Genomic DNA, 26,482 nt, shown 5'->3' with positions numbered 1-26,482 from the left:
GCACATGCCGGACATGCTCGAAACGCCGCCGGCCCGCCCGACGAAGAAGCCGTCGAAATATGCGGGCATGATCCGCGCCGCCTTCGCGACGAGCCTCGCCTCCAGCGCGCCGCGCATGCGGCTCGCCGCGCTCGGCTTTCTCGCCCTTTACGGGGTGATTTGCGGCAAGCTCGTTTATCTCGGCTTCAAGCCAGAGCCGGCGACGATCCGCCGCGCCGCCGCCGAAGCCGTTTCCGCCTCGCGTCCCGACATTCTGGATCGTAATGGCGAGGTGCTGGCGAGCGACGTGAAGGTCATGTCCGTCTTCGCCGAGCCGCGGCGTCTTATCGACAAGGACGAAGCGACGGAGCTTCTCACCGCCGTCCTGCCCGATGTGGATTCCAAGGAGCTTCGTGAGCGGCTCGGCTCCAGGAAGGGCTTCGTCTGGGTGAAGCGCGAAGTCACGCCGCATCAGCGCGACGAAGTGTTTCATCTCGGGCTGCCGGGCGTCGGCCTCATCGCGGAAAACAAGCGCGTCTATCCCGCCGGGCCGATCGGCGCGCATGTGCTGGGCTTCGCCAATATCGACAATCAGGGCATCGCCGGCATCGAAAAATATATCGACGGGCAGGGCCTAGCCGATCTCCACAGCCTCGGCTTCGGCGCCACGCCGGACGAGTTGCAGCCCGTGAGGCTGTCCCTCGACATTCGCGCGACCCATGCGCTGCGCGACGAATTGGAGAAAGGCGTCGCGCGCTTCAAGGCGAAGGCCGGCGCCGCCGCGATCATGGACGTGAACACGGGCGAGATCATCGCGCTCGCCTCGCTTCCCGACTACGATCCGAACAAGCCGACGGAGGCGCTCGATCCGATCCATATCAACCGCATGAATGTCGGCGTTTACGAGATGGGCTCGACCTTCAAGGCGCTGACCATCGCCATGGCGCTGGATTCGGGCAAGGTGAACCTCAACTCGCGCCTCGACGCGCGCGGCGCGCTGTCATTCGGCCGCTTCAAGATTCACGATTATCACGCGCAGAACCGCGCGCTGACCGTGCCGGAGGTCTTCACCTATTCCTCCAATATCGGCACCGCGCGCATGGCGATGGGGCAGGGCGTCGAGAAGCACAAGGCCTTTCTGCGCAAGATGGGCCAGCTTACGCGCATGCGCACCGAACTCCCCGAAAGCGCCGAGCCGCTCTACCCGAAGAACTGGAGCGAGCTGAACACCATGACCATCGCCTTCGGCCACGGCCTCGCGGTCGCGCCGCTGCAGGCGATGATGGCCGTCGGCGCGCTGATGAACGGCGGCTATCTGATGACGCCGACCTTTCTGAAGCGCACGCCGGAAGAGGCGATGAAGGACGCGGTGCAGGTCATCAAGCCCGAGACCAGCGAGGCCATGCGCTATCTCATGCGCCTCAACGCGGAGATCGGCACGGCGAAGAGGGTCGACGTCAACGGCTATTTCGTCGGCGGCAAGACCGGCACGGCGGAAAAGGTCATCCACGGCCATTATTCCAAGGACCGGCTGTTCACGACTTTCATGGCCGTCGCGCCGTCCGACAAGCCGAAATATCTTTTCCTCAGCATCATGGACGAGCCCCAGGGACTGCCGGAGGACGGCGGCCATGCGACGGCGGCTTTCAACGCCGGCTATGTGACGGGGCGGATCATCGAGCGCGTCGGGCCGGTGCTCGGCCTCGCGCCGCGCTTCGAGCCGCCGCATACGCCCTTCCCGCTGCTCGCCAGGCTCGGCTACGGCATGGCCAACGCGCCGGCGACGGGGGGCCATGGCCATTGATGAAACTCTCTGAACTCCTCGCCAGGAACGATCTCGATCCCGCGCTCGCGGGGCTCGAGATCGCGGGACTGTCCGCCGACAGCCGCGCGGTCGGCGAGGGCTTCGCTTTCTTTGCGATACCCGGCCATGCCGGCGACGGGCTCTCTTTCGTGAACGACGCGCGCGCGCGCGGCGCCGTGGTCGTGATCGCGCAGCGCGAGGCTGAATGCGCCTTGCCGTTGGTCGTCGTTCCGGACGTGCGCACCGCGGTCGCTCATGCCGCGGCGCGTTTCTATCCGCGCCAGCCGCAGACGATCGTCGCCGTAACGGGCACGAGCGGCAAGACGTCGGTTGTCGCCTTTCTGCGCCAGATCTGGGCGGCGATGGGCCATGAGGCCGCTTCGCTCGGAACCGTCGGCGTCGTCGATTCCAAGGGCGCGCATTACGGATCGCTGACGACGCCGGGACCCGTCGAACTGGCGAAGACGCTCGACGAACTCGCGGCGCGCGGGATCACGCATCTTGCAATGGAAGCTTCTTCGCTCGGCATCGACCAGCGCCGACTCGATGGCGTGCGCATGGCTGCGGCGGCTTTCACCAATTTCTCGCGCGATCATCTCGATCACCACCGCGACATGGACGAGTATTTCGCGGCGAAGATGCGCCTCTTCGACACGCTGTTGAAGCCGGGCCAGCCCGCTGTGATCGACGCCGATAGCGACGTGGCGGCGCGCGTGACGGAGGTCTGCGGGGCGCGCGGCCTCGATCTCGTGACCGTCGGCGCGAAGGGCGAAGCGATTACGCTGAAGGAAGCGCGCCCGCACGCGCTGGCGACGTCGCTCGCGCTAAGCAGCGCCGGGAAGGATTACGAGGTGGAGTTGCCGCTCGCCGGCGCGTTCCAGACCTCGAACGCGCTCGTCGCGGCGGGGCTCGCAATCGCCTCCGGCGACGATCCCGCGCGCGTTTTCGCCGCGCTGGGCAATCTCAAAGGCGCGCCCGGGCGCCTCGAACTCATCGGCGAGAAGAACGGCGCGCCGGTCTTCGTCGATTACGCGCACAAGCCCGACGCGCTGGAAAAGGTTCTCGCGACGGTGCGGCCGCTGACCAAAGGCCGTCTCGTCGTCGTCTTCGGCTGCGGCGGCGATCGCGACAAGGGCAAGCGTCCCTTGATGGGCGAGATCGCCGCGCGCGCCGCCGATGTGGCGATTATCACGGACGACAATCCAAGAAACGAAGACCCGGCTCTGATTCGCGCCGCCATCGTCGAAGGCGCGAAGAGCGCAGGGCGGGCGCGAATCATAGAGATCGCCGATCGCGGCGAGGCGATTTCCCAAGCGATCGCCGGGCTTTGCGAGGGCGACGCGCTCGTCGTCGCCGGCAAGGGGCACGAGACTGGCCAGATCGTCGACGATCGCATATTGCCCTTTTCCGATCACGAGGCGGTCGCGAAGGCGCTGCAGGAGCACGGTTCATGAAGCAGGAACCCCTATGGTCGGGGCTCGCCCTTGTCGGCGCCTTGCAGGCCCGCATCAGCGGCTCGCTGGCGCGCGAGGCGACGGGCGTCTCGATCGACACGCGCACCCTGCTGCCCGGCGACCTTTTCGTCGCCATCAAGGGCGAGGCGCGCGACGGCCACGACTTTGTGCGCGCGGCCTTCGAGAAAGGCGCGGCGGCCGCTGTGATCGACGAGGCTCACGCGGCGGAACTCGCCGGCGCCGGGCCGCTTTTCGTGGTGAAGGACGTGCAGCGCTCGCTCGAACTCATGGGCATGCGCGCGCGCGACCGCACGGCCGCCTTCGTCGCCGCCATCACCGGCTCCGTCGGGAAGACGTCCACCAAGGACATGACGCGCCTGATGCTGTCGCATTTCGGCGTGACGCACGCCTCGACCGCCTCCTACAACAATCACTGGGGCGTGCCGCTGACGCTTTCTCGCATGCCGGCTTCCTCGCGCTTCGGCGTCTTCGAGCTTGGCATGAATCACGCGGGAGAGATCGCCGGACTCGTCGCGCAGGTGCGCCCGCATGTCGCCGTCGTGACGAAAGTCGCGGCCGTGCATCTCGAACACTTCGACTCGGTTGAAGCCATTGCCGACGCGAAGGCTGAAATCTTCTCCGGCCTCGAGGGCGGCGTCGCCATCGTCAATCGCGACGACGAACATTATCAGCGCCTCGCCGACGCGGCGGCCGCCTATGCCGGCCATATTCTCGATTTCGGCGAGACGGAAAGCCCGCAGGCGCGGCTCCTCTCCTGCAAGCAGGCCGGCGACGGCTGCGAGGTCGAAGCGGACGTTCTCGGCCGCCGTCTGTCCTATCGCATCGGCGCGCCGGGCAAGCATGTCGCGCTCAATTCGCTCGCCGCCCTGCTGATCGCCGTCGCCTTCGATCTCGATCTCGAAAAGGCCGCCGCGTCGCTCGCCGAATTTGCGCCGTCCTCGGGCCGTGGCCAGCGTGAGACGCTTATGGCGGAGCACGGCCCGTTCACGCTGATCGACGAGAGCTACAACGCCAATCCGACCTCGATGCGCGCCGCGCTCGATCTCCTCGGCGCGACGGCCCCAAGCGCCGGCGGCCGCCGCATCGCGGTCCTTGGCGACATGCTGGAGCTCGGGCCGCGGGGCGCGGAGCTTCACGCGGAACTCGCCGACGATCTCAAACGCGCCAATGTGGACCTGCTCTTCACGGCGGGGCCGCTGATGCAGCGTCTTTATTACGCCGCGCCGGAGGCGATGCGCGCGGCGCATCGCGCCACGGCGCTGGAACTGGAAGAAGCCGTGCTCGCCGCAATTCGGTCAGGCGACGTCGTCATGGTCAAAGGCTCGAACGGGTCGCGCATGTCGCGGATCGTCGCCGCGACAAAAGCAAAATTCGCGCCCGGGAAGACGAGCTGAGGAAATTAGACGATGCTGACGCTGCTTGCGGACCTCTCCTATCTCTACAGTCCGCTCAACATCTTCCGCTATATAACCTTTCGTTCGGCTATGGCCGCGGCGACGGCGCTGTTTTTCATCTTCTTCTTCGGTCCTAACATCATTTCGGCGCTGCGCATCAAGCAGGGCAAGGGCCAGCCGATCCGCGAGGACGGGCCGCAATCGCATCTCCTGACCAAGAAGGGCACGCCCACCATGGGCGGGCTGATGATCCTTTCAGGCCTCATCGCCGCGACGCTCCTCTGGGCCAATCTGCGAAATTATTACGTATGGATCGTGCTCTTCGTCACCGCGTCCTTCGGCGCCATCGGGTTTTATGACGACTACCTGAAGGTAACCAAGCAATCCCACGCCGGCTTCTCAGGGAAGGCGCGCCTCGCTCTGGAATTCGTCGTCGCGGGCGTTGCCTGTTATTTCCTGATGAAGGTCGGCGGCGAGAACATGTCGAAGCTCGCGATCCCGATGGTCAAAGGCTATATCGGCTCGCTCGGGACCTTCTTCATCGTCTTCGGCGCCTTCGTCATCGTCGCGGCCGGCAACTGCGTGAATCTCACCGATGGTCTCGACGGCCTGGCCATCGTGCCGTCCATGATCGCCGTCGGCGCCTTCGCGATCTTCGCCTATCTCGTCGGCAACTCGATCTTCTCGAACTATCTGGGCGTCAACTACGTCGCGGGCGTCGGCGAATTGACGATCGTCTGCTCGGCCTTCATCGGCGCCGGCCTCGGCTTCCTGTGGTTCAACGCGCCGCCCGCGCAGATCTTCATGGGCGACACGGGCTCGCTCGCGCTCGGCGGTCTGCTCGGAACGGTCGCCGTCGCCGTAAAGCAGGAATTCGTGCTTGCGATCGTCGGCGGCCTCTTCGTGCTGGAGGGCGCGTCGGTCATCATCCAGGTCGCTTATTTCAAGGCGACCGGCAAGCGCATTTTCCTGATGGCGCCGATCCACCATCATTTCGAGCAAAAGGGCTGGAAGGAGCCGCAGATCGTCATCCGTTTCTGGATCATCTCCTTCGTTCTGGCGCTCACCGGTCTCGCGACCCTGAAGCTGAGGTGACGATGACCCCGGTAACGACTTTCAAAAGCAAGCATGTCGGGCTTTTCGGCCTGGGCGGCTCGGGGCTTTCCACGGCCAAGGCGCTGATCGCGGGCGGCGCCCATGTGCATGCCTGGGACGACGGCGACGCGGGCCGCCTGAAGGCGATCGCCAATGGCGTGTCGCTCGACGACCTCTCTCAGGCGGACTGGTCGCGCTTCTCGGCGCTCGTGCTGTCGCCCGGCGTGCCGCTTACGCATCCCGAACCGCATTGGACGGTGAAGCTCGCCAAGGCGAATGGCGTGGAGATCATCGGCGACATCGAGCTGTTCTGTCGCGAGCGCGCCGCCCATACCGGCGGCTCGCCCTTCATCGCCATCACCGGCACGAACGGTAAATCGACGACGACCGCCCTCCTTGCGCATATTTTGCGCGAGGCGGGCCGCGACGTTCAGCTCGGGGGCAATATCGGGGTGCCGATCCTCGATCTGGAGCCGCCGGCGGAAGATCGCATCCACGTCATCGAGTGTTCGTCCTTCCAGATCGATCTCGCGCCGTCTTTGAAGCCTACAATCGGGATTCTCATCAATCTCACCCCCGACCATATCGACCGTCACGGCGCGATGGAGAACTATGCGGCGATCAAGGAGCGGCTCGTCGCGGGCGCGGAGGTGGCGCTTGTCGGCGTCGACGACCCCTACACCCACGCCATCGGCGCGCGCCTTTCCGCCAATCCGCGCGGGGACCGGCGCGTCGTGCCGGTTTCCGCCGCGCGCGCGCTGGAATGGGGTTTCTATGCCGAGAATGGCGAGGTCTATTTCGGTGAGCGCGGTCATCCGCCGGAAGAGGCGGAGCTGTTGGCTTCGCTGAAGAACGCGCGTGCGCTGCGCGGCGCGCATAACGCGCAGAACGCCGCCTTCGCCGCCGCCGCCGCATGGGAATGCGGGCTGGACGACGAAGAAATCGCGGCGGGCGTTGCGAGCTATCCGGGCCTTCCTCATCGCATGGAGGAGGTCGGACGCATCGATCGCGCGCTCTTCGTCAACGACTCCAAGGCGACCAACGCCGACGCGGCCGAAAAGGCGCTGGCGAGCTTTACCGACATTTACTGGATCGTCGGCGGCAAGGCGAAAGATGGCGGCATCGAGCGGCTGCGGCCCTACTTCCCGCGCATCCGCAAAGCCTATCTCATCGGGCGCGCCAGCGACGATTTCGCGCGGACGCTCGAAGGCGCGCTGCCCTATGAGCGCTGCGAAACGCTGGACGTCGCGACGATGAAGGCGGCGTTCGACGCGCTGGCGGGCGATGCGCGGGAGCCCATCGTGCTGCTCTCGCCGGCATGCGCCTCCTATGATCAGTTCGCGAATTTCGAGGCGCGGGGCGACGCTTTCCGCGGCCTCGTCAACGGATTGCCTGCCGTCATCGCCGCACGCAGAGGAGAACACGCATGATTTCGCGCGCCGAGCGAACCGCCTTCTCGGATTGGGCGTGGACGATCGATCGATGGCTCCTAGCCGGCATTGGCCTGCTCATCGTCGCGGGCCTCGTTTTCGCGATGGCGGGCAGCCCGCCCGTCGCGGAGCGGCTGCATTTGCCGACCTTCCATTTCGTCAATCGTCAGGTCGCCTATCTGCTGCCGGCGCTGGCGGTGATGATCGGAACCTCCTTTCTGTCGCCGCGCCATGTGCGGCGCGCCGCGCTGATTCTATTCGCCGTCTCGCTCGCGCTCGTCATCGCGACCCTGTTTTTCGGCCAGGAAGTGAAGGGCGCCAAGCGTTGGATCTTCGGCATTCAACCGTCCGAATTCCTCAAGCCCGCCTTCGTCGTCGTCGTCGCCTGGGCCTTTTCCGAAGGGGCGCGCCGCAAGGATGTGCCGGGCAACTGGATCGCGCTGCTGCTTTTCCCGCTGACCGTGATCCCGCTCATTCTGCAACCCGACTTTGGCCAGACCATGCTGCTCTCGCTTGTCTGGGCCGCGCTCTTCTTCATGGCCGGGTTGCACTGGATCTGGGTCGCAGGCCTTGGCGGACTCGGCAGCGCCGCCGTTTTGCTCGCCTATCGCTTCGCGCCGCATGTGCGCGCGCGCATAGACGGCTTTCTCGATCCGCCGCCTCCCATGGGCGGCGTGCCATCGGCCTCTTATTTCCAATCGGAAGTCGCGCTTGAGAGCTTTACCGCCGGCTCCTGGTTCGGCAAGGGGCCCGGCGAAGGCACGGTGAAGCGCATCCTGCCGGACTCGCATACGGACTTCATCTTCGCCGTTATCGGCGAGGAGTTCGGCGTGATCGTCTGCATCGCGCTCGCGCTCGTCTTCGCCTTTATCGTCGTGCGCGGCCTGTTGTCGGCGGCGCGTAACGAGGATCCCTTCTGCCGCTTCGCGACGGCGGGCCTCGTCATGCTTTTCGGCCTGCAGAGCTGCATCAACATGGCGGTGAATGTGCATCTCATGCCCGCGAAGGGCATGACGCTGCCCTTCGTCTCCTATGGCGGCTCGTCGCTCATTTCGCTTTCGCTCGGCATGGGCTTCCTGCTCGCTGTCACCCGCAAGCGTCCGCGCACCCGGGTTCTGACGCAGGTCGCCGCGAGCGGCGAACCGATCCCTGCGGCGGCGTGACATGAACGATCATCCGATTCTTCTCGCCGCCGGCGGCACCGGCGGACATCTCTTTCCGGCCGAGGCGTTGGCCCATGCGCTCGGCGCGCGCGGCGCGCCCGTGGAACTCGTCACCGACGAACGCGCGCTCGCCTATGGCGGCGGTTTTCCCGCGCGCGCCATGCATTGCATCCCGTCCGCGACGCCGCGCGGCGGCTCGATCATCGCCAAGGCGCAGGCCGTGGCGCGTCTCGCTTATGGGACGGCGCAGGCTGCGAAGGTCTTCCGCCATTTGCAGCCGCGCGCGGTGATCGGTTTTGGCGGCTATCCCACAGTGCCGCCTTTGCTTGCGGCGTCTTTTCTCAAAATCCCGACGGTGCTGCACGAGTCGAACGCCATTATGGGGAAGGCGAACCGCTTTCTCTCCGGCCATGTCGACAAAATCGCCGCCGGCCTGCCCAATTTGTGCGTGCCGCCGCCTTTGCAGGACAAGGTCGTCGTCACGGGCAACCCCGTGCGCCCAGCCGTGCTTGAAGCGGCGAAATTGCCTTTTCCTGATTTCGCGGACGGCGCGTTTCGCCTGCTCGTGACGGGCGGCTCACAGGGCGCGCGCGTCATGGCGGATATCGTGCCCCAGGCGATCGCGGCGTTGCCCGAGCATCTGCGTTCGCGCATCCGCCTCGTGCAGCAAACGCGCAGCGAGGATATTCCGCGCGTCGAGGCGCTCTATCGGAACGCCGGCGTCAATGTCGAAATCGAGCCTTTCTTCAAGGATCTTCCGTTGCGCATCGCGCAGGCGCATTTCGTTATTTCGCGCTCCGGCGCCTCCACCGTGTCGGAGCTCGCCGTCATCGGCCGCCCGGCGCTTTTCGTGCCGCTGCCGGGATCGCTTGATGGCGATCAGGCGGCGAACGCCGCGTTCATCGAACAGGCCGGCGCCGCCGAGACGATCAAGCAAAACGACTTTTCGCCGACTTTCCTGACGGCGCGGCTTGCGCAGCTCATCGAGGCGCCGGAGATTCTGGCGCGGCGCGCCGAGGCGGCGAAGCGCGTCGGCGTCGCCGACGCCGCCGAACGGCTCGCCGATCTGATTTTGAACGTGGCGCAAAACCGCGCTTCCTGAAGGAGAATTTCCAGGATGAAACTGCCGCGCGATCTCGGCCCCCTTCACTTCGTCGGCATCGGCGGCATCGGCATGTCAGGCATCGCCGAGGTGCTGCTCAATCTCGGCTACAAGGTGCAGGGCTCCGACGCCGCCGAGAACGCCAATGTGAAGCGCCTCTCCGAGAAGGGCGCGGCGGTCTTTATCGGTCATGACGCCAAGAATCTCGGCGAGGCGGCGGTGGTCGTCGTCTCGACCGCCATCAGGCGCGACAATCCCGAACTCGTCGCCGCGCGCGAGAAGCGCCTGCCGGTCGTGCGCCGCGCCGAGATGCTCGCCGAATTGATGCGTCTCAAGCAATGCGTCGCCATCGCCGGCACCCATGGCAAGACGACGACGACCTCGCTCGTCGCGACGCTGCTCGACGCCGGCGGTCTCGATCCGACCGTCATCAATGGCGGCATCATCAACGCTTATGGCACCAATGCGCGCCTTGGAGCCGGCGAATGGATGGTGGTCGAGGCCGACGAGAGCGACGGCACTTTTCTCAAGCTTCCCGCCGACGTCGCCATCGTCACCAATATCGATCCCGAACATCTCGATCACTTCCACACCTTCGACGCCATTAAGGAAGCCTTCCGCAACTTCATCGAGAATCTGCCGTTCTACGGCTTCGCGGTAATGTGTCTCGATCACCCGACCGTGCAGGAGCTCGTCGGCAAGATCGAGGATCGCCGCGTCATCACCTATGGCGAGAATCCGCAGGCCGACGTGCGGCTCCTCGACGTGAATCTCGAAGGCGGCGTGTCGCGCTTCAATGTATTGCTGCGCGACCGCAAGACCTCGCAGGCGACCTATCTCGACAATCTTCTCCTGCCCATGCCCGGCCATCACAATGCGCTGAACGCCACGGCCGCGATCACCGTCGCCTATCAGCTCGGCCTGTCGCCGGACCAGATCCGCAAGGCGCTCTCCGGCTTCGGCGGCGTCAAGCGTCGTTTCACGCGCACGGGCGAGTGGAACGGCGTGCAGATCTTCGACGACTACGGACACCATCCGGTGGAGATCGGCGCCGTGCTGCGCGCCGCGCGCGCCTCCACCAAGGGCAAGGTCGTCGCCGTGATGCAGCCGCATCGCTATACGCGCCTGCAATCGCTCTTCGACGGCTTCGCGACCTGCTTCAACGACGCCGACGTCGTGATCGTCGCCGATGTTTATGCGGCGGGCGAGCAGCCGATTGCGGGCGTCGACCGCGACGCGCTGGTCAACGCCATCCGCGCGCACGGCCATCGCCGCGCGGTCGGCCTGCCGTCGCCGGAAGTGCTTCCGGCGATGGTCCGCGAGATCGTGGCGCCCGGCGATTATGTCGTGTGCCTTGGCGCCGGCAACATCACGCAATGGGCCTACGCGCTGCCGGAGCAGCTCGCGGCCGGCGGGGCCGGCGCATGATTGGAGTTCGTCATAAACGGCGCCGTGTTCTCCCCCTCCCGCTTGCGGGAGAGGGTCGCCCCCGCGTGAGCGGGGGTCGGGTGAGGGCCCTCATCCGTCACGCCTTCGGCTCGGCACCTTCTCCCGTAAGCGGGAGAAGGGAGGAACGGTCATGACCTTCCCCGATCTCGCTCCCGGTCTCACAGAGCTCATGCCAGAACTGCGCGGCAAGCTCTCGGCCAACGAGCCGCTCGCGCCCTACACCTGGTTTCGCGTCGGCGGGCCGGCGCAGCTTCTGTTCATGCCGGCGGATGAGGCGGATCTCGCTTATTTCCTCGCGCGATTGCCGAAGGAAATTCCCGTCATCGTCATCGGGCTGGGGTCGAACCTGATCGTCCGTGACGGCGGCGTACAAGGCGTTGTCATTCGTCTTTCGGCGAAGGGTTTCGGCGAGATTATGGTCGAGGAAGGCCATCGCCTGCGGGTCGGCGCCGCCGTTCCGGATGTGAAAGCTGCGCGCGCGGCGGCGGAGGCGGGCATTGACGGCCTCGCCTTCTATCGCGGCATTCCCGGCGCCATTGGCGGCGCTTTGCGCATGAACGCCGGCGCGCATGGCGGCGAGACGAAGGATTGCCTTATCGAAGCGCGCGGCGTCGACCGCGCGGGGAACATCCGCGTCTTCACCAACGCCGATATGGGCTACGCTTACCGCCATTGTTCGGCGCCGGACGACGTGATTTTCACGCAGGCGGTCTTTCATGGCCCGCCCGGCGATCCGGCCGTAATCCTCGCCGAGATGGATCGCATCACCGCCGCGCGCGAGGCCTCGCAGCCGATCAGGGAAAAGACAGGCGGCTCCACGTTCAAGAATCCCGAAAGCCACAAGGCCTGGCGATTGATCGACGCCGCCGGCTGCCGCGGCCTCGTCGTCGGGGACGCGCAGGTGAGTGAGATGCACTGCAACTTCCTCATCAATCGCGGCCGGGCCACGGCCGCGGACATCGAGAATCTGGGCGAGGAGGTGCGTCGCCGCGTCAGGGAAACGAGCGGCGTGGAGCTGCACTGGGAAATCAAACGGATCGGCGTGTCCTGATATGAGCTCCATCACGTCGCGCAGCTTCACGGAGGGCCGGCCCGCGCGGCTGACGGCTTCTCTCGCCAGCTCGTTCACGACGCTGGCGCTCGTTCTGATTGCGTTCGGCCAGCAGATCGCCGGCCATCTCGATTGCGACGTTTCCTGGTTCATCACCTTCGCGGAGAAATTCCTCGACGGGGCCGTTCCCTATGTCGACATTACGGACCCGAATCCGCCGGCGTCTTTCCTGGTCATGGCGCCGGCGGTCTTGCTGGCGCGCTCCTGGCATATCGCGGCGGAGCCGGTCGCCGGCGGTCTCGTCTTTCTCTTCGGCCTTTTGTCGATCGCCCTCAGCGCGGCGATCTTCCGTTATGGGGCGTCGCGTTCGCGCGAGGATTGGGGGCTCGTCCTCAACGCTTCCGTCTTCACGCTGCTCGTCGCGCCGGCCCTGATCTTCGCTGAGCGCGAACACATTGCGTTGCTCGCGCTCTCGCCCATGCTGGCGACGCTTGCGGCTTCCGCCGAAGGCGGGCGCATTCCGCGTGCGTTGCGCGTCGTCGCGGGGCTCGGCGCGGGGCTTGCGGGCTGCTTCAAGCCCTTCTTCGCGCTCGCCGTCATACTGCCGGCGCTGGCGCTCGCCGCCCGCGAGCGTTCGCCGCGCCTGCTCTTGACCGTCGAAATGGCGGCGGCGGGCGGGCTGTGCGCCGTCTACGCGATTGCGACGTTCGTCTTCCTCCCAGCCTATGCGCAATATGCGCTGCCGGTGATCGCCGACGTCTATCAGCCCGCGCGCGACACGCTCGCAAATCTTGCGCTCTTCACGCTTGCGCCCTTCAATGTCGCGCTGCTCGCGGCGCTCTTTGTCGTCTCGGCGAAGGGCTTCGAACATCCGCCCGTCGCGCCGGGCTTTGTCGCGCCGGCCGCCGCGCGCGTCTGCGCCTTCGCCTCCATCGGCTTCCTCGCCAGTTTCTTCCTGCAGGGAAAGGGCTGGAGCAACCATGCCTATCCGGGCGTCGTTCTGGCGCTTCTCGCCTGGTGTTTTTTCGCGCTGGACGGCCATCCGCGCGCCCGAGCGGCGCGGGAGGGGCATCTCTTCAGATATGTTTTCCTTCCCTCCCTTTTCGCGGCGCCGTTCCTTTTCGGCGCCTTCAAGGTGCTCGCCGACGCCGAGGAGCATCCGGGCCTGCGCGCCGAAATCGCCCGCGTCGCGCCCGCGCATCCGCGCCTCATCGTCATGGCGCGTCAGCTCGACTATGGGCATCCCGTCACGCGTCAGCTCGAAGGAACATGGGCCGGCCGCCCCAATGCGCTATGGACCGCGAGCCTCGCCGCCTATCTGCTGCGCGACGCGAAGGACCCGGCAAGACGCGAGCGCCTGGAGAATTATCGCCGCCGCGACCTCGCGGGCTTCGCGGAGGATATCCGCGCCGGCAAGCCGGACGTCATCGTCGTGGAGGACAGGGAGACTCGCGAATGGGTTTTGAAACAGCCTGAAAGCGCGGCGGCGCTCGACGGCTACGAGAAGGCGGGCGAGGCCCGGGAAATCGAGATCTGGACGCGCAAGGCCCTCCGATGACGTTGCGTGCGGCCGCGTAAGACGGTAAGCTGGTAAGACAACTCCGGGAGGCGCGTCATGGCGTCGGCGAAGCAAAAACCCGTTTATTCAAAAGTTTCCGTCAAGAGCCAGACGGTGCTTCCACGCGAGGTGCGCGAGCGCCTGAAAATCAAGCCGGGCGACCAGCTCCGTTATATTTTTGATGAAAGAGGCGTGCGAATTGAACGCGGTCCTTCCGTCGAGGATGACGACCCCTTTGCGGCGTTCGGCGAATGGTCGAGCGAGGCCGACGACGCCGCTTATGACGATCTCTGACGAAACCGACTACGCGCCGGGAGACGTCGTCGTCGTCCCTTTTCCCTATTCCGACCAATTTGCCGAGAAGCGGCGTCCGGCGCTCGTCGTGTCGAACGCGAATGTCCAGTCGCAAGGCTATGTCTGGGTCGTCATGATCACCAGCGCGCGACATTCACGCCTCGCAAATGATCTCGAAATAGACGACCTCGCCCGGGCGGGTTTGCCCTCGCCCTCGATCGTCCGGCCCGTCAAGGTCGCAAACATCGAACCGGCGCGCATTCTCCGGCGTGCGGGCCGGTTGAATTCCAGGCAGGCCGCCGTCGTTTTCGATGCGGTTAAATCCTTCATCGGGCGTTAAAACCCTTAAAGAGTAGGCCGAACATGACCAAACACATCGCCGTTCTCATGGGCGGGCTCTCTTCGGAGCGAGAAATTTCGCTGCGTTCCGGTGAAGCCAGCGCTAAAGCGCTCGAAAGCGAAGGTTACCGCGTTACGCGCGTCGACGTCGGTCATGACATCGCTCAGGTTCTCTCGGCCTTGAGGCCGGATGTCGCCTTCAATGCGCTGCACGGCAAGTTCGGCGAGGACGGCTGCATACAAGGCGCCCTGGAGATCTTGCGCATTCCCTATACGCATTCCGGCGTGCTCGCCTCGTCGGTCGCGATGAAGAAGGACGTCGCCAAGGTCGTCATGGCCGCCGCCGGCGTGCCGGTTCCCAAAGGCCGCGTCGTGCACCGGCTGGAGGCCGCGAAGGCCCATGCGCTGCAGCCGCCATACGTGCTGAAGCCCGTCTCCGAAGGGTCCTCGTTCGGCGTCTTCATCGTCAAGGAGGACATGACTTATCCGCCGCAGGAGCTGATGCGCGAGGACTGGGCGCATGGCGACCTGATGCTGGCGGAACAATTTGTCGACGGGCGCGAGCTGACCTGCGCGGTGATGGGCGACAGGGCGCTCGGCGTCATCGAAATCCTCGCCGCCGACGGCGGGTGGTACGACTATCACGCAAAATACGCGAAAGGCGGGTCGAAGCACGTTCTTCCGGCGAATCTTAAACAGAATATTTACCAAGAGGTTCAACATTTAGCTATCGAGGCTCACAAGGCTCTCGGCTGTCGCGGCGTCAGTCGCGCGGACTTCCGATTCGACGACCGGCCCGGCGGAACGGGCGAGCTGGTCGTTCTGGAAGTGAACACGCAGCCGGGAATGACGGAGACCTCGCTCGTGCCAGAAATGGCGGCTTACGCAGGTTTTTCGTTCGGCGAGCTTGTCAGATGGATGGTGGAAGACGCTTCTTGCGATCGCTGAGGGAGTCGGTTTCGACTTCCCTTCCGCTTGTTCACTTTCCTGTCGCTCAGCCCCGAACCGCCGTCGCCGGCGCGCCTTTTTCCGGCGCAGCTCCCGTTAGCCCTAATCTTTCCCGACCCTCGCCGCGCCGCCAGGCGGAAGAGACGACCGCGCTCACGCGTTTCGCCTTCCTCGGCAAGCCGGGGGTCGGATTGGCCGCCATGGTTCTGCTCTTCGGCGGCGTCGGCTTGGCCGGGCTCGTGCAGAACGGCGGCTACGACCAGATCGTCGCCAGCGAAGGCCAGCCCTGGGACATCGTCGCCCGCGCCGTCGGCTTCGACATTTCGGCGGTGACGATCACCGGCCAGTCGCGGCTCACGGAGAAGGAGCTGCTCGACGCTTCCGGGGTCGGCCCGAAAAATTCACTGCCTTTCCTCGACGCCAACGCCGTGCGCGAGCGCCTGATGGCCGTGCCGCTCGTCAAATCCGCGCGGGTGATGAAGCTCTATCCCGATCGCCTCGTCGTCGCCATCGAGGAGCGCCAGCCCCATGCGCTGTGGCAGCGCGAGGGCCGCGTGTCGGTCATCTCCGAGGACGGCGTCGCGATCGATGAGCTGCGCGACGAGCGCTATCTCGGACTGCCCTTCGTCGTGGGCGAGGGGGCTCAGAAGCGCCTGCCGGAATTCCTCCAGCTTTTGAAGGGCATGGAGGATCTCGCCCAGCGCGTGAAGGCGGGCGTGATGGTCGCCGGCCGCCGCTGGGACATCGAGATGACCAACGGCGTCATCGTGAAACTGCCGGAAGTGGATCCCGGCCCCGCCGTCGAGACGCTGAAACGTCTCCAGCGCGAGGCGCGCATTCTGGACAAGGACGTGATGTCCGTCGATCTGCGGACCGGCGATCGGGCCATTATTCGCCTGACGGAGGAAGCCGCGGCCGCGCGCGAAGCGACGCTTCCGCGCAAGACAAAGAAAACGGGTGGTTAGAGTGATGAAGTCTCAGCTTGTTCCGCCGCGTTTGAAGCCTCTCTCGCCGCGCCGCTCCGCGACGTTCGCGGTTCTCGACGTCGGCACGTCGAAGATCGCCTGCCTCATCGCGCGCCTCACGCCTGCGGGCGAGACCGCCCAGGAAGACTGGCGCACGCATCGCATCCGCGTGCTCGGCATCGGCCATCAGCGTTCGCTTGGCGTGAAGCACGGCCTCGTCATCGACATGGACGAGGCCGAGCGCGCCATCCGCCATACGGTCGACGCCGCCGAGCGCATGGCGGGCGTCCAGGTGGATCGCGTCATCGTCACCGCCTCGGGCGGACGTTTCGCCTCCGAGCATTTCGCGGCGAAGCGCGCCATTGGCGGCCGCGAAGTTGCGGAGGCCGATATTCATCGCGTGCTCGAAGCCTCTGCGGCGCATCATCTGCACCGCGGCCGCGTCGCCGTGCATTCGCTGCCCACGGGCTTCTCGCTCGACGGCGTCAGCGGCATTCGCGAGCCGAAGGACATGATCGGCGACGAGCTGGGCGTCGATCTTCATGTCGCGACCTGCGATCAGGCGGCGGCGCGCAACCTCATTCTCGCCGCCGAGCGCGGCCATCTCGGCGTCGAAGGCATGGCGGCGGCTCCCTACGCCGCGGGCCTCTCGGTGCTCGAGCCCGACGAGGCGGAGATGGGCGTCATCGTCGTCGACATGGGCGCGGGCTCGACCTCGCTCGCCGTCTTCGCGCGCGGCGAGATGGTCCATCTCGACGCCGTGACGCTCGGCGGCAATCACGTCACGATGGACATCGCCCGCGGCCTCGACGCGCGCCTCGCCGACGCCGAGCGGCTCAAGACGTTCCACGGCTCTGCGATCGCGTCTTCCTCCGACGAGCGCGAGACGGTGTCGTTCGATCATGTCGGCGAGCGCGGCCAACACAAGGCTCATGCGCCGAAATCCCATCTCGTGCGCATCATCCGTCCGCGCATCGAGGAGACGTTCGAGTTTCTGCGCGACCGCATGGCGCGCGCCGGATATCCGGCGAGCCCGAGCCGCCGCATCGTTCTCACGGGCGGCGCCAGCCAGCTCACCGGCGCCGCCGAATGCGCGCGCCGCATCCTCGGCGGCCAGGTGCGCGTCGGGCGTCCCATCGGCGTCGACGGCCTTCCCGATCCCGCGCGCAGTCCCGCTTTCGCGGCGGCGGCCGGATTGCTCGTCTATCCGCAGCTCGCGGGGCGCGAATATTTCGAGCCCCATCGCGGCGAGCGCGCGGCGACGGGAACCGATGGATACATGACGCGAGTGGGTAGATGGTTAAAGGAAAGCTTCTAGAATCGGGAGCAAGTGATTCTCTCAGTTGAGGCGATCCGGCCGGCGAAGGCGGGCCTCACAGGAAATACCGAGGACGACGCGTTCGGCGACGGGGCGTCCAAGGACTGGGACAACCGACGCCGATGAGCAGTGTAAATTTCGAGAGGCCTGGCAAATGACGATCAATCTGAAAGCTCCCGAACTAAGGGAATTGAAGCCCCGCATCATGGTCTGCGGCGTCGGCGGCGGCGGCTGCAACGCGGTCAACAACATGATCGCCTCGGGCCTCTCCGGCGTGGACTTCCTGGTCGCCAACACCGACGCCCAGGCTCTGGCCTCGTCTCCCGCCGAGCGCGTCATTCAGATGGGTTTGCAGGTGACCGAGGGTCTCGGCGCCGGCGCCCAGCCGGAGGTCGGCCGCGCCGCCGCCGAGGAGGCGCGTGAGGAAATTCGCGAGCACCTGCAGGGCGCGCATATGTGCTTCGTCACCGCCGGCATGGGCGGCGGCACGGGCACGGGCGCCGCGCCGGTCATCGCGCAGATCGCGCGCGAGATGGGCATTCTGACCGTGGGCGTCGTCACGAAGCCATTCTTCTTCGAAGGCCAGCGCCGCCTGCGCATTGCGGAGTCCGGCATCTCCGAGCTCCAGAAGTGCGTCGACACGCTGATCGTCATTCCCAACCAGAACCTCTTCCGCATAGCGACGGAGAAGACGACCTTCGCCGACGCCTTCGCCATGGCGGACCAGGTGCTTTATTCGGGCGTCGCCTCGGTGACCGACCTGATGGTCAAGGAAGGCCTCATCAATCTCGACTTCGCCGACGTCCGCTCGATCATGCGCGGCATGGGGAAGGCGATGATGGGCACGGGCGAGGCCACCGGCGAGCGCCGCGCCAATCTCGCGGCGGAAGCCGCGATCGCCAATCCGCTCCTCGACGAAGTATCGATGAAGGGCGCGCGCGGCCTGCTGATCTCGATCACCGGCGGCCACGACCTCACCCTCTACGAAGTTGACGAGGCGGCGAGCCGCATCCGCCAGGAAGTCGACGAGGACGCCAACATCATCCTCGGCGCCACTTTCGATTCGTCGCTCGAGGGCGTGATCCGCGTGTCCGTCGTCGCGACCGGCATCGATCTCGCCGCGATCACCGCCGACGATCCGACGAGCCAGGCCCGTATGGCCGAGGCCGCCGAGCGCATGCGTGCCCAGATGCAGCAGGCGGCCAAGCCGCAGTCGGCTTCCGCGCCGGCCGAAGCCCCGACGGCGCAGATCTACGCCATGCCCGAGCGCGCCCCGGCGCCGGTCTATCAGCCCGACATCCGCGAAGCCGCTCCGGCCTCGGCCTATTACGCCGAGCCGGCCCCGACCGCGCCCGCCCAGATGACGACGAACGGCGTCTATCTGGAGCCGGTCGCCGCGCCGCGCCCAACTTACGCTGAGCCGATGCCCGAGCCCTCGCGCATGATCGCCGAGCCGGCGCCGGCGCCTTATGTGCCGCCGGCGCCGGAGATGCCGCGCGCGCCCCGCATGCCCTCGATCGAGGATTTCCCGAAGCCGGTGCAGGACCAGATCCGTCAGCACCGTGGCGAGGCGGCCCACGATCCGCGCCGCAAGTCGATCTTCGAGCGTCTCGCCTCCTTTGGGGCCAGCCGCCAGGAGGAAGCCATGCAGGGCGGCGCCGCCCCGGCGCCGATGCCGCCGCGCGCGCCGCAGCCGTCGCCGGCTCATGTCGAATACGGCAAGCGCCCCGTCGCGCCTCCGGCGCCGCAGCCGGCCCCGTCCCATGCCGCCCTGGACCCGCATGGCCGCCGCGCGCCGCAGCCGCGCCCGGTGGAGGAGGACCACCTGGAGATTCCGGCCTTTCTGCGCCGGCAATCGAACCACTAAGGCCGGCGCAAGCCAACCACAAAGGCCCGCCTTGTGCGGGCCTTTGTTTTTCCACGGGTTCCGCGCTGTTGTAACAAACTGTAAGAAACCGTTACTGGAGCCTGGCCGGGCCGATGAGATAGGATAACCCCGCAACTGGCTCAAACATGGTGGGCTTGTTCAAGCTTTCGCCGGGAGGATCGTCTTATTCGCCCGAAGTCCCGCGCACAGGAATTTCATAGAGCGGAAGAGGCTCGTGGAGCCGCGCGCCCTGTGAGGCTTGGAGCCGCCGCGCAAACCACGCTGGCCCGTCCCGCGACGTTGTCAGGCTTTGGCGTCCATGACGGCAAGCCGGCGCGACTCACGCTCGCGCCGGCCGCGGCGGGCGCCGGCGTCGTCTTCAATGTCGCAGGCGCCGACATCGTCGCCGATTGGCGCGTGGTCGACGCGACGCAGTTGCGCACGCGGCTTTCCGCCGAAGGCGCAAGCGTCTCGACGGTCGAACACCTCTTGGCGGCGCTCGCCGGCCTCGGGGTCGACAATGCGCTGGTCGAGGTCGAGGGCGATGAAATCCCCGCCATGGACGGCTCGGCGGAAGCGTTCGTTTCGGCGATCGACGAGGCGGGGGTTGCGCCGCTTCCCGCGCCGCGCGCCTATCTGCGCGTCGTTTCGCCTGTGCGCGTCTCCGACGGCGCTTGCTGGGCGGAGCTGACGCCCGCGACCGCCGGATTGCGCCTCGACGTGGAAATCGCTTTCGGGGGACGCATCGGCCGCCAGCGTCGCGCGCTCGACCTCACGCCGGAAAGCTTTCGTCTCGAACTCGCGCGGGCGCGCACTTTCGGCTTTCTGCGCGACGCGGAGCGCCTGTGGCGCGCGGGGCTCGCGCTCGGCGCCTCGCTCGAAAATACGGTGGTGCTCGACGGCGAATCCGTTCTCAATCCGCAGGGCCTGCGCTACGCCGATGAATTCGTCCGCCACAAAATGCTCGACGTCGTGGGCGACCTCGCGCTCGCCGGCGCGCCGATCATCGGCGTCTTCCGCTCCTATCGCGGCGGCCATGCGCTCAATCTGGCGCTGATTCAGGCGGCGATGCGCGAAGGCGCTTTCGTCCTGACGGGCGCCCGGTCGGCAGCCGCCGCGTCCTCGCTCCGAACGTCGCCATAATCTCGCCAGAAGGAAGTCTTTCTTTAACGGCGTTGTCCATCGCCGCGCGCCGCCAGCGCCGCGATGACGCGGGCTGTCGATGGCAGGCTTCGCGAGTGGCGGGGATTGGCGGATTAGGCTAATAGGCTCGCGAGCACGGCTGGACCGGGGCTCTTCGCCGCAAGGGACGCTTCATATGTCGGTTTTCGCTGTTTCCTTCCGCTCGTCCGCCGCAATCGTCGCGGCCGCGGCTTTCGCCCTGTCGGCGGCGCCGGCTCATGCGGATATTATGGATTCGATCACCAGCGGCTTCGGCCTTTTCGGCGGCGGCGAAAAATACAAGACCGAGATCACTCCCGACATACCGCCGGAGACGCTCTACAATCAGGGCCTCGCGAAGCTGCACGGCAAGGACTACGAAGGAGCCGCGAAGCGTTTCGGCGAGGTGGACAGGAATTATCCACGCTCGGAATGGGCGCGGAAGGCGCTGCTCATGACCGTCTTCTCAAACTATGAGAAGCCGAATTACGAAGAGGCCGTCACCTCCGCTCAGCGCTATATCGGCCTCTATCCGACTTCGCCCGACACGCCATATGTCTATTATCTCGCGGGCATGTCTTATTACAATCAGGTGCCGGACGTGATGCGCGACCAGTCCTCCGCCGAGAAGGCGCTGGGGATTTTCGGCGAGCTCATTCAGAAATTCCCCAATTCCGAATATGTCCCCGACGCGAAATACAAGATGGGCGTCGCGCGGGACCAACTCGCCGCCAAGGAAATGCAGGTCGGCCGCTTCTACCTGACGCGCAAGAATTATCCGGCAGCGATCAACCGCTTCCATGACGTGCTCGGCAAATATCAGACGACCCGCCACACCGAGGAGGCGCTCTACCGTCTCACCGAAGCCTATATGGCGATGGGCGTCACCAACGAGGCGCAGACGGCGGCGGCGATTCTTGGCCACAACTTCCCGGACTCGCAGTGGTACAAGGATGCGCACGCGCTGCTGAGGACGGGCGGTCTCGAGCCGCACGAATATACCGACTCCTGGATTTCCAAGGTCGGCAAGACGCTCCACGCCATCTGACGCGTCAGGCGCCGAGGCGCGCCTGAATGAAGCTTCCCGCATGTTCCAGCGCGCGCCGGCCGTCAGTCAGGCGCGCGTTCCACATCATCCAGGCGTGAATCATGCGCGGCCAGATTTCGAGCGTGATCGGGACATCCGCGGCGCCGGCCGCTGCAGCGAGGCGGGTGGAGTCCGCAAGTAGCGTCTCGTCCGATCCGACCTGAATCAGCATGGGCGGCAGGCCTTTCAAATTTGCATGGAGTGGCGAGACTCGCGGGTCCTTACGATCGATCCCCGTCGGGACATAGGCGCTCGCGAGCTCTTCCAGATAAGGTTTATGGATCAGGGGGTCGACGGCGTCCTTCGTGGCGAGCGTCTCGCCGGACATAGTGAGATCCGTCCAAGGCGAGCAGAGCCAGAGGCGGCCGGGCAGGGGCTCGCCCATGTCGCGAAGGCGCAAGGCGAGCGCGATCGAAAGTCCGCCGCCCGCGCTGTCCCCGCCGACAGCGACGCGCTCGGCGTCGACTCCCTGTCCGCGCAGAAAGCGCCACGCGGCGAGCGCATCGTCATAGGCGGCGGGGAAAGGGTGCTCCGGCGCGAGCCGAAAGGCGACGGCGAGCGTGCGCGCCCCCGCAGCGCGGCCGGCCTCGGTGACCATCCGACGGTGGCTGGCGATGGAGCCCGAGCAATAGCCGCCGCCATGGAAGAAAAGCAGGACGCGGGACGGATCCGCGCCCGGCGCGAGCGACCATTCGGCCGCAAGCCCGTCGATCTCGGCGGGCGCAAGCAGGATGTCGGGCGCGACGGGCCACGCGGCGCCGACCTCCTCGATCCGCGCCCGCCGCTCGGCCCAGCTTGCCGGGCGCGGCTTGGACGCCAGAAGCGCGCGAATCTCGTTGATTTCGTCTTCCGCCACGCCCAACCTCCGCATGAGCGGCGAATCGCCGCTTGAAAGCTCGGAAGGCGCGCTCGCCGCGCGCTCTCGTCCACAGGATAACGGCGTAGCCGCTCTGCCGTTGCATGCGGCCGCTGCGCCGGAGCGGTAAAGTCACGCGTATGCTGGTTCGTCTGTCCATCCGCGACATCGTGCTCATCGACGCGCTCGATCTCGATTTCGGGCAGGGGCTGACGACGCTCACCGGCGAGACGGGCGCCGGCAAATCCATCCTTCTCGACTCATTCGTTCTGGCGCTGGGCGGGCGGGGCGACGCCTCGCTGGTGCGCGCGGGCTGCGAGCAGGGACAGGTGACGGCTGTTTTCGATCTCGCGCCCGACCATCCGGCCCATCTCGCCGCGCGCGAATTCGGCTTCTCCAGCGAGGATGAAGTGGTGCTGCGCCGCGTGCAGGCGGCGGATGGGCGCACGCGCGCCTTCGTCAACGACCAGCCCGCGACGGCGCAGGCGCTACGCGCGATTGGTCGCGAACTTGTGGAAATCCATTGCCAGCACGACGATCGCGCGCTGGTCGACCCGAGCGCGCACCGTGCTTTGGTCGATGCCCATGGCGGGCTGCTCGCGCAGGCGAACGACGTGCGCGTGAAATATGGCGCCTGGCAGGCCGCGCGGCGGGCTTTGGCGGATGAAGAAGCGCGCATTGCGAGGGCGCGCGCGGACGCAGATTATTTGCGCCATGCGCATGAGGAGCTGACCAAACTCGCGCCGGAGGCGGGCGAGGAAGAGTCGCTCGCCGAGCGCCGCCTCTTCATGCAGCGCGCGGAGAAGGTCGCGACCGACATACGCGAAGCCCTTGCGGCGTTCGCGGACGACCGCGCGCCGGCGGTTGAAATCGGCCATGCCGCGCGGCGGCTGGAGCGGCGCCTGCCGCAGGCTCCGCAGATTTTGGAGCCTCCGGCCAAGGCCATGGCTCAGGCGGTCGATGCGCTCTCCGTCGCCGAGCAGGCGCTGGAGCAGGCGCTGGCGGAGACGCGCTTCGATCCGGCCGAACTGGAACGCGTCGAAGAGCGGCTTTTCGCGCTGCGCGGCGCGGCGCGCAAATATCAGGCGAGCGTGGCGGAGCTGCCGAAGATCGCCGGGAAATTTGCAGATGACATCGCCGCGCTCGACGCCTCGGAGGCGCGCCTTGTGAAGCTTGGGCAGGAATTAAAGGCGGCAAAGGCCGCCTATGACGCCGCCGCCCGCACGCTCTCTGAGGCGCGCAGAAAGGCGGCGAAGAAGCTCGACGCGCTGGTGGACGCCGAGCTGAAGCCTTTGAAGCTGGAAGGCGCGCATTTCTCGACGCAGGTGACGAGCGATCCCGAAAACGGGGGAGCCGAAGGGATCGACCGCGTCGAATTCTGGGTGCAGACAAATCCCGGCTCGCGTCCCGGCCCGCTGACCAGGGTCGCGTCCGGCGGCGAACTCGCGCGCTTCATGCTGGCGCTGAAAGTGGTGCTCGCCGATCGCGGCTCGGCGCCGACGCTGGTCTTCGACGAGATCGACACGGGCGTCGGCGGCGCCGTGGCCGACGCCATCGGCCAGCGTCTCGCGCGCCTCGCCAGGCGGACGCAGGTCCTCGCTGTGACCCACGCCCCGCAGGTCGCCGCCCGCGCGACGCGGCATCTGCGCATCAGCAAGGGCGCGCCCGCCAAGGGCAAGGACAAGCGCGTCGCGACGAGCGTCGCCGTGCTGGCGGATGCGGAGCGGCGCGAGGAGATTGCGCGGATGCTGTCCGGCGCCGCAGTCACCGACGAAGCGCGCGCGGCGGCGACGCGGCTGCTGGAGGGGGCGGGGTAAATCGATCCCCGTCATTGGGATCGCGGCGAAGCATGTGTGGACGGCCCCTTGCTTGCAAGGTCTGGCGGGAGATTTTTGGGGGTGCGTTCGCTTGCGAGCATGTGTCCGGCCTGTTGGTGCGGCGAAGGCCGCTGGCCAAGATGGGTTCCGCGTGCGGGAGATCCAAACAATCCAGCGACCTCGATGGGCCGTTGCTTCGCGCGGTTTATCTCCCGGGGCGGATCGAACGATCCCGTCCATCTCTCTCCGTCTGTTGCAAGGTCGGCCCGGCGAGCCCGAATGTCGGTTCGAGCCCGCCGATTTCGTCAGGCGGCGGCGATGGCCGGGCCGCGGCGCGCATAGCGCTCGCCGCTCGCCATCAGCTTCCAGGCGATCCGCGCCATCTTGTTGGCGAGCGCCACCGCGGCCAGTTTGGCGGGCTTGCGCGCGATCAGCGCCTGCAGCCAGGCGGACGGGTTTTTCGCCGCGCCTCGGCGCGTCTGCCAGACCACCGCGGTCGCGCCGACGACGAGCAGGCTGCGCAGCATCGGATCGCCGGCCCGCGTAATGCGCCCCGGCCGCGCCTTGCCGGCGGTCGAATGGTCGCGCGGCGTCAATCCGAGCCAGGCGGCGAAGTCGCGCCCCGACTTGAAGAGGCGCGGATCGGGCGTCTTCATCACCAGCAGCGAGGCGATCAACGGACCGACGCCCGGGATCGCCGTCAGGCGCCGCGCCGCCTCGCTTGCATTATGCCAATCGCGCAGCCGCCGGTCGAGCGCCGCGATCCGACCGCACAGGCTTGCGTGCTCCTCTGCGAGTTCGGCGAACAGCTCGCGCGCCAAGGCCGGAAGATCGGCCGCCGCCAGGCGATCGAGAAGCCGCCCGACCCCCGCCGGCCCCCTGGCGGCGATGACGCCGAACTCCGCCGCATGGCCGCGGATCGTGTTGACGAGCTGGGTGCGCAGGCCGACCAGCCGCTCGCGTTGGCCCGCCAGCATCAGGGCCGCCTGCTGATCCTCCGATTTCGCCGGCACGAAGCGCATGTGCGGCCGCCCGGCCGCCTCGCACAGCGCCGCCGCATCGGCCGCATCGTTCTTGCCGCGCGCCACATAAGGCTTGGCGAGCTGGGGCGCGATCAGCCGCACGTCGTGCCCGCGCCGCGTCAACTCCCGCGCCCAATGATGCGCCCCTCCGCACGCCTCCATCGCCACCAAAGTCGGCGGCAGCTTCTCAAAAAACGACGCCATCTGCGCGCGCGTCAGCTGTCGGCGCAGAACAACCTGCTCGCGCCCATCCACCCCGTGAAGCTGAAAAAAACGCTTCGACGTATCCATTCCAATGCGTGTAATCTGGTCCACGGACGGCTCCTTTGATGAAGTCCTCGACAAACCTCATCATGGCGCATAGATGCCGCTCAGGGGCCGTCCACCCCAACAATCCAGGGGCGGCGGACGGCGGCCCTGATCGCCGCGCTCCTCGCCTGGCGGGAGAGCGGCTTTGACTCTCACCGCGCGTGCGCGGAGGGGGAAGCGGCGCACTCGATTCCCTCTCCCCTTTTACGGGGTTACGGGGAGAGGGTGAGGGTGAGGGGCGAAGGCGCTACGCCGTCTTCTCCTTGAACCTGCACAGCTCATACAAAATGCACCGGCCGCATTCGGGCTTGCGCGCCTTGCACACATATCGCCCATGCAGGATCAGCCAGTGATGGGCGTGGAGGAGATATTTCTCCGGCACCACGGCCTCCAGCCCTTTCTCGACGGCCTCCGGCGTCGCGCCCTTGGCGATCGGCAGGCGGTTCGAGACGCGGAAGATATGGGTGTCGACCGCGATGGTGGGCTGATGGAAGGCGATGTTGAGGACGACATTGGCCGTCTTGCGGCCGACGCCGGGCAGCGCCGTCAGCGCGTCGCGGTCCCGTGGGACCTCGCCGCCATGGCGCTCGATCAGCAGTCGCGAGAGAGCGATGACATTCTTCGCCTTGGTTCGAAAGAGGCCGATGGTTTTGATCGCCTCGCGCACGCGGTCCTCGCCGAGCGCGACCATTTTTTCGGGCGTGTCGGCGATCGCGAACAAGGCGGGCGTCGCCTTGTTCACGCCGGCGTCGGTGGCCTGCGCGGAAAGCACCACGGCGACCAGAAGAGTAAAGGGATTCGTGTAGAACAGCTCGCCCCTGGGTTCGGGGTTGGCTTCCGCGAGGCGGGCGAAGATCGCCTTGATGCGCGCCGCCTCTGCGGCCGGCAGGCGCTTCCTTAAGACGGGCATGCGTGGCTTTGTGCTGTTCCCTGCGACCATCTGGACGTTATATCTTCAGGTCAGCAGGGACGAAAGCGCTGTTCAGCCCAGGGCGGACA

Annotated in this window: 22 protein-coding genes; 19 read left to right on the top strand and 3 right to left on the bottom strand. The window is 66.5% G+C overall.

Annotated features, from left to right (window positions below):
• The first annotated feature begins 4 nt into the window (after positions 1 to 4).
• The 18 genes from ACNHKD_RS15630 (at position 5) to ACNHKD_RS15545 (ending at position 21,440) form a co-directional block, all read left to right on the top strand.
• On the top strand, positions 5 to 1,783 hold the full coding sequence (locus ACNHKD_RS15630) for a peptidoglycan D,D-transpeptidase FtsI family protein (RefSeq protein ID WP_442756915.1): 1,779 nt from the start codon (positions 5 to 7) through the stop codon (positions 1,781 to 1,783).
• Positions 1,783 to 3,237 carry a UDP-N-acetylmuramoyl-L-alanyl-D-glutamate--2,6-diaminopimelate ligase gene (locus tag ACNHKD_RS15625; protein WP_442756914.1) on the top strand — a complete coding sequence of 485 codons (1,455 nt, stop codon included), beginning with the start codon at positions 1,783 to 1,785 and terminating at the stop codon, positions 3,235 to 3,237. The genes ACNHKD_RS15630 and ACNHKD_RS15625 overlap by 1 nt, the downstream gene beginning before the upstream one ends.
• Entirely contained in the window at positions 3,234 to 4,652 is a 1,419-nt protein-coding gene (locus tag ACNHKD_RS15620; protein WP_442754405.1) for a UDP-N-acetylmuramoylalanyl-D-glutamyl-2,6-diaminopimelate--D-alanyl-D-alanine ligase, read from the top strand. Before ACNHKD_RS15625 ends, ACNHKD_RS15620 begins: the two co-directional genes overlap by 4 nt.
• 12 nt (positions 4,653 to 4,664) lie before the next feature.
• Positions 4,665 to 5,747: a phospho-N-acetylmuramoyl-pentapeptide-transferase gene (mraY, locus tag ACNHKD_RS15615; protein WP_442754404.1), complete on the top strand. Its 1,083-nt coding sequence runs from the start codon at positions 4,665 to 4,667 to the stop codon at positions 5,745 to 5,747.
• A 2-nt stretch (positions 5,748 to 5,749) separates the two neighbouring features.
• Complete coding sequence (gene murD, locus ACNHKD_RS15610) at positions 5,750 to 7,177, top strand: UDP-N-acetylmuramoyl-L-alanine--D-glutamate ligase (protein WP_442754403.1); 1,428 nt, start codon at positions 5,750 to 5,752, stop codon at positions 7,175 to 7,177.
• Positions 7,174 to 8,340 (top strand): FtsW/RodA/SpoVE family cell cycle protein, encoded by a 1,167-nt coding sequence (locus ACNHKD_RS15605; protein ID WP_442754402.1) that lies wholly within the window; start codon positions 7,174 to 7,176, stop codon positions 8,338 to 8,340. Before murD ends, ACNHKD_RS15605 begins: the two co-directional genes overlap by 4 nt.
• A 1-nt stretch (position 8,341) precedes the next feature.
• Positions 8,342 to 9,442 (top strand): undecaprenyldiphospho-muramoylpentapeptide beta-N-acetylglucosaminyltransferase, encoded by a 1,101-nt coding sequence (murG, locus tag ACNHKD_RS15600; RefSeq protein WP_442754401.1) that lies wholly within the window; start codon positions 8,342 to 8,344, stop codon positions 9,440 to 9,442.
• A gap of 15 nt (positions 9,443 to 9,457) precedes the next feature.
• Entirely contained in the window at positions 9,458 to 10,870 is a 1,413-nt protein-coding gene (gene murC / locus ACNHKD_RS15595) for a UDP-N-acetylmuramate--L-alanine ligase (protein ID WP_442754400.1), read from the top strand.
• A 151-nt stretch (positions 10,871 to 11,021) separates the two neighbouring features.
• On the top strand, positions 11,022 to 11,942 hold the full coding sequence (gene murB, locus ACNHKD_RS15590) for a UDP-N-acetylmuramate dehydrogenase (RefSeq protein ID WP_442754399.1): 921 nt from the start codon (positions 11,022 to 11,024) through the stop codon (positions 11,940 to 11,942).
• A gap of 1 nt (position 11,943) precedes the next feature.
• Positions 11,944 to 13,500, top strand: coding sequence for a hypothetical protein (locus tag ACNHKD_RS15585; RefSeq protein WP_442754398.1), 1,557 nt, complete (start codon positions 11,944 to 11,946; stop codon positions 13,498 to 13,500).
• Between the two features lie 57 nt (positions 13,501 to 13,557).
• Positions 13,558 to 13,794, top strand: coding sequence for an AbrB/MazE/SpoVT family DNA-binding domain-containing protein (locus tag ACNHKD_RS15580; protein ID WP_442754397.1), 237 nt, complete (start codon positions 13,558 to 13,560; stop codon positions 13,792 to 13,794).
• Positions 13,781 to 14,134, top strand: coding sequence for a type II toxin-antitoxin system PemK/MazF family toxin (locus ACNHKD_RS15575; protein ID WP_442754396.1), 354 nt, complete (start codon positions 13,781 to 13,783; stop codon positions 14,132 to 14,134). The genes ACNHKD_RS15580 and ACNHKD_RS15575 overlap by 14 nt, the downstream gene beginning before the upstream one ends.
• 23 nt (positions 14,135 to 14,157) lie before the next feature.
• Positions 14,158 to 15,081 (top strand): D-alanine--D-alanine ligase, encoded by a 924-nt coding sequence (locus tag ACNHKD_RS15570; RefSeq protein ID WP_442754395.1) that lies wholly within the window; start codon positions 14,158 to 14,160, stop codon positions 15,079 to 15,081.
• Positions 15,082 to 15,281: 200 nt separating this feature from the next.
• A complete protein-coding gene (locus ACNHKD_RS15565; protein ID WP_442754394.1) occupies positions 15,282 to 16,046 on the top strand; it encodes a cell division protein FtsQ/DivIB in 765 nt (254 codons plus the stop codon).
• A gap of 4 nt (positions 16,047 to 16,050) precedes the next feature.
• Entirely contained in the window at positions 16,051 to 17,364 is a 1,314-nt protein-coding gene (gene ftsA, locus ACNHKD_RS15560; protein ID WP_442754393.1) for a cell division protein FtsA, read from the top strand.
• 154 nt (positions 17,365 to 17,518) lie between these two features.
• Complete coding sequence (gene ftsZ / locus ACNHKD_RS15555; protein WP_442754392.1) at positions 17,519 to 19,231, top strand: cell division protein FtsZ; 1,713 nt, start codon at positions 17,519 to 17,521, stop codon at positions 19,229 to 19,231.
• Positions 19,232 to 19,483: 252 nt separating this feature from the next.
• Positions 19,484 to 20,374 (top strand): UDP-3-O-acyl-N-acetylglucosamine deacetylase, encoded by an 891-nt coding sequence (lpxC, locus tag ACNHKD_RS15550; RefSeq protein WP_442754391.1) that lies wholly within the window; start codon positions 19,484 to 19,486, stop codon positions 20,372 to 20,374.
• Between the two features lie 175 nt (positions 20,375 to 20,549).
• Complete coding sequence (locus ACNHKD_RS15545) at positions 20,550 to 21,440, top strand: outer membrane protein assembly factor BamD (protein WP_442754390.1); 891 nt, start codon at positions 20,550 to 20,552, stop codon at positions 21,438 to 21,440.
• 4 nt (positions 21,441 to 21,444) lie between these two features.
• On the opposite strand, the gene ACNHKD_RS15540 is transcribed toward ACNHKD_RS15545, so the two are convergent.
• Positions 21,445 to 22,335: an alpha/beta hydrolase gene (locus ACNHKD_RS15540; protein WP_442754389.1), complete on the bottom strand. Its 891-nt coding sequence runs from the start codon at positions 22,333 to 22,335 to the stop codon at positions 21,445 to 21,447.
• A 140-nt stretch (positions 22,336 to 22,475) separates the two neighbouring features.
• Between ACNHKD_RS15540 and recN the strand changes: the two genes are divergently transcribed.
• Positions 22,476 to 24,152, top strand: coding sequence for a DNA repair protein RecN (gene recN / locus ACNHKD_RS15535; RefSeq protein WP_442754388.1), 1,677 nt, complete (start codon positions 22,476 to 22,478; stop codon positions 24,150 to 24,152).
• A gap of 305 nt (positions 24,153 to 24,457) precedes the next feature.
• Here recN and ACNHKD_RS15530 read toward each other — a convergent pair whose 3' ends face one another.
• Positions 24,458 to 25,489 (bottom strand): IS110 family transposase, encoded by a 1,032-nt coding sequence (locus ACNHKD_RS15530; protein WP_442753689.1) that lies wholly within the window; start codon positions 25,487 to 25,489, stop codon positions 24,458 to 24,460.
• 241 nt (positions 25,490 to 25,730) lie between these two features.
• Entirely contained in the window at positions 25,731 to 26,393 is a 663-nt protein-coding gene (nth, locus tag ACNHKD_RS15525) for an endonuclease III (RefSeq protein WP_442754386.1), read from the bottom strand.
• Positions 26,394 to 26,482: the final 89 nt, after the last annotated feature.

The sequence above is a fragment of the Methylocystis sp. JAN1 genome, from assembly GCF_052186135.1.
Lineage (GTDB): Bacteria > Pseudomonadota > Alphaproteobacteria > Rhizobiales > Beijerinckiaceae > Methylocystis.
Note: the sequence above shows the minus strand (reverse complement) of the source record. Positions and strands in the feature narration are given on the sequence as shown.

Excerpts from the sequence above, each read along its gene's own strand:
- recN (WP_442754388.1), top strand. The coding sequence starts at position 22,476 with ATGCTGGTTCGTCTGTCCATCCGCGACATCGTGCTCATCGACGCGCTC.
- ACNHKD_RS15630 (WP_442756915.1), top strand. The coding sequence starts at position 5 with ATGCCGGACATGCTCGAAACGCCGCCGGCCCGCCCGACGAAGAAGCCG.
- ACNHKD_RS15620 (WP_442754405.1), top strand. The coding sequence starts at position 3,234 with ATGAAGCAGGAACCCCTATGGTCGGGGCTCGCCCTTGTCGGCGCCTTG.
- ACNHKD_RS15605 (WP_442754402.1), top strand. The coding sequence starts at position 7,174 with ATGATTTCGCGCGCCGAGCGAACCGCCTTCTCGGATTGGGCGTGGACG.
- murC (WP_442754400.1), top strand. The coding sequence starts at position 9,458 with ATGAAACTGCCGCGCGATCTCGGCCCCCTTCACTTCGTCGGCATCGGC.
- ACNHKD_RS15570 (WP_442754395.1), top strand. The coding sequence starts at position 14,158 with ATGACCAAACACATCGCCGTTCTCATGGGCGGGCTCTCTTCGGAGCGA.
- ACNHKD_RS15585 (WP_442754398.1), top strand. The coding sequence starts at position 11,944 with ATGAGCTCCATCACGTCGCGCAGCTTCACGGAGGGCCGGCCCGCGCGG.
- ftsZ (WP_442754392.1), top strand. The coding sequence starts at position 17,519 with ATGACGATCAATCTGAAAGCTCCCGAACTAAGGGAATTGAAGCCCCGC.
- ACNHKD_RS15565 (WP_442754394.1), top strand. The coding sequence starts at position 15,282 with ATGGTTCTGCTCTTCGGCGGCGTCGGCTTGGCCGGGCTCGTGCAGAAC.
- ACNHKD_RS15575 (WP_442754396.1), top strand. The coding sequence starts at position 13,781 with ATGACGATCTCTGACGAAACCGACTACGCGCCGGGAGACGTCGTCGTC.
- murG (WP_442754401.1), top strand. The coding sequence starts at position 8,342 with ATGAACGATCATCCGATTCTTCTCGCCGCCGGCGGCACCGGCGGACAT.
- ACNHKD_RS15580 (WP_442754397.1), top strand. The coding sequence starts at position 13,558 with ATGGCGTCGGCGAAGCAAAAACCCGTTTATTCAAAAGTTTCCGTCAAG.
- ACNHKD_RS15625 (WP_442756914.1), top strand. The coding sequence starts at position 1,783 with ATGAAACTCTCTGAACTCCTCGCCAGGAACGATCTCGATCCCGCGCTC.
- ftsA (WP_442754393.1), top strand. The coding sequence starts at position 16,051 with ATGAAGTCTCAGCTTGTTCCGCCGCGTTTGAAGCCTCTCTCGCCGCGC.
- murD (WP_442754403.1), top strand. The coding sequence starts at position 5,750 with ATGACCCCGGTAACGACTTTCAAAAGCAAGCATGTCGGGCTTTTCGGC.
- murB (WP_442754399.1), top strand. The coding sequence starts at position 11,022 with ATGACCTTCCCCGATCTCGCTCCCGGTCTCACAGAGCTCATGCCAGAA.
- nth (WP_442754386.1), bottom strand. The coding sequence starts at position 26,393 with ATGCCCGTCTTAAGGAAGCGCCTGCCGGCCGCAGAGGCGGCGCGCATC.
- mraY (WP_442754404.1), top strand. The coding sequence starts at position 4,665 with ATGCTGACGCTGCTTGCGGACCTCTCCTATCTCTACAGTCCGCTCAAC.
- ACNHKD_RS15545 (WP_442754390.1), top strand. The coding sequence starts at position 20,550 with ATGTCGGTTTTCGCTGTTTCCTTCCGCTCGTCCGCCGCAATCGTCGCG.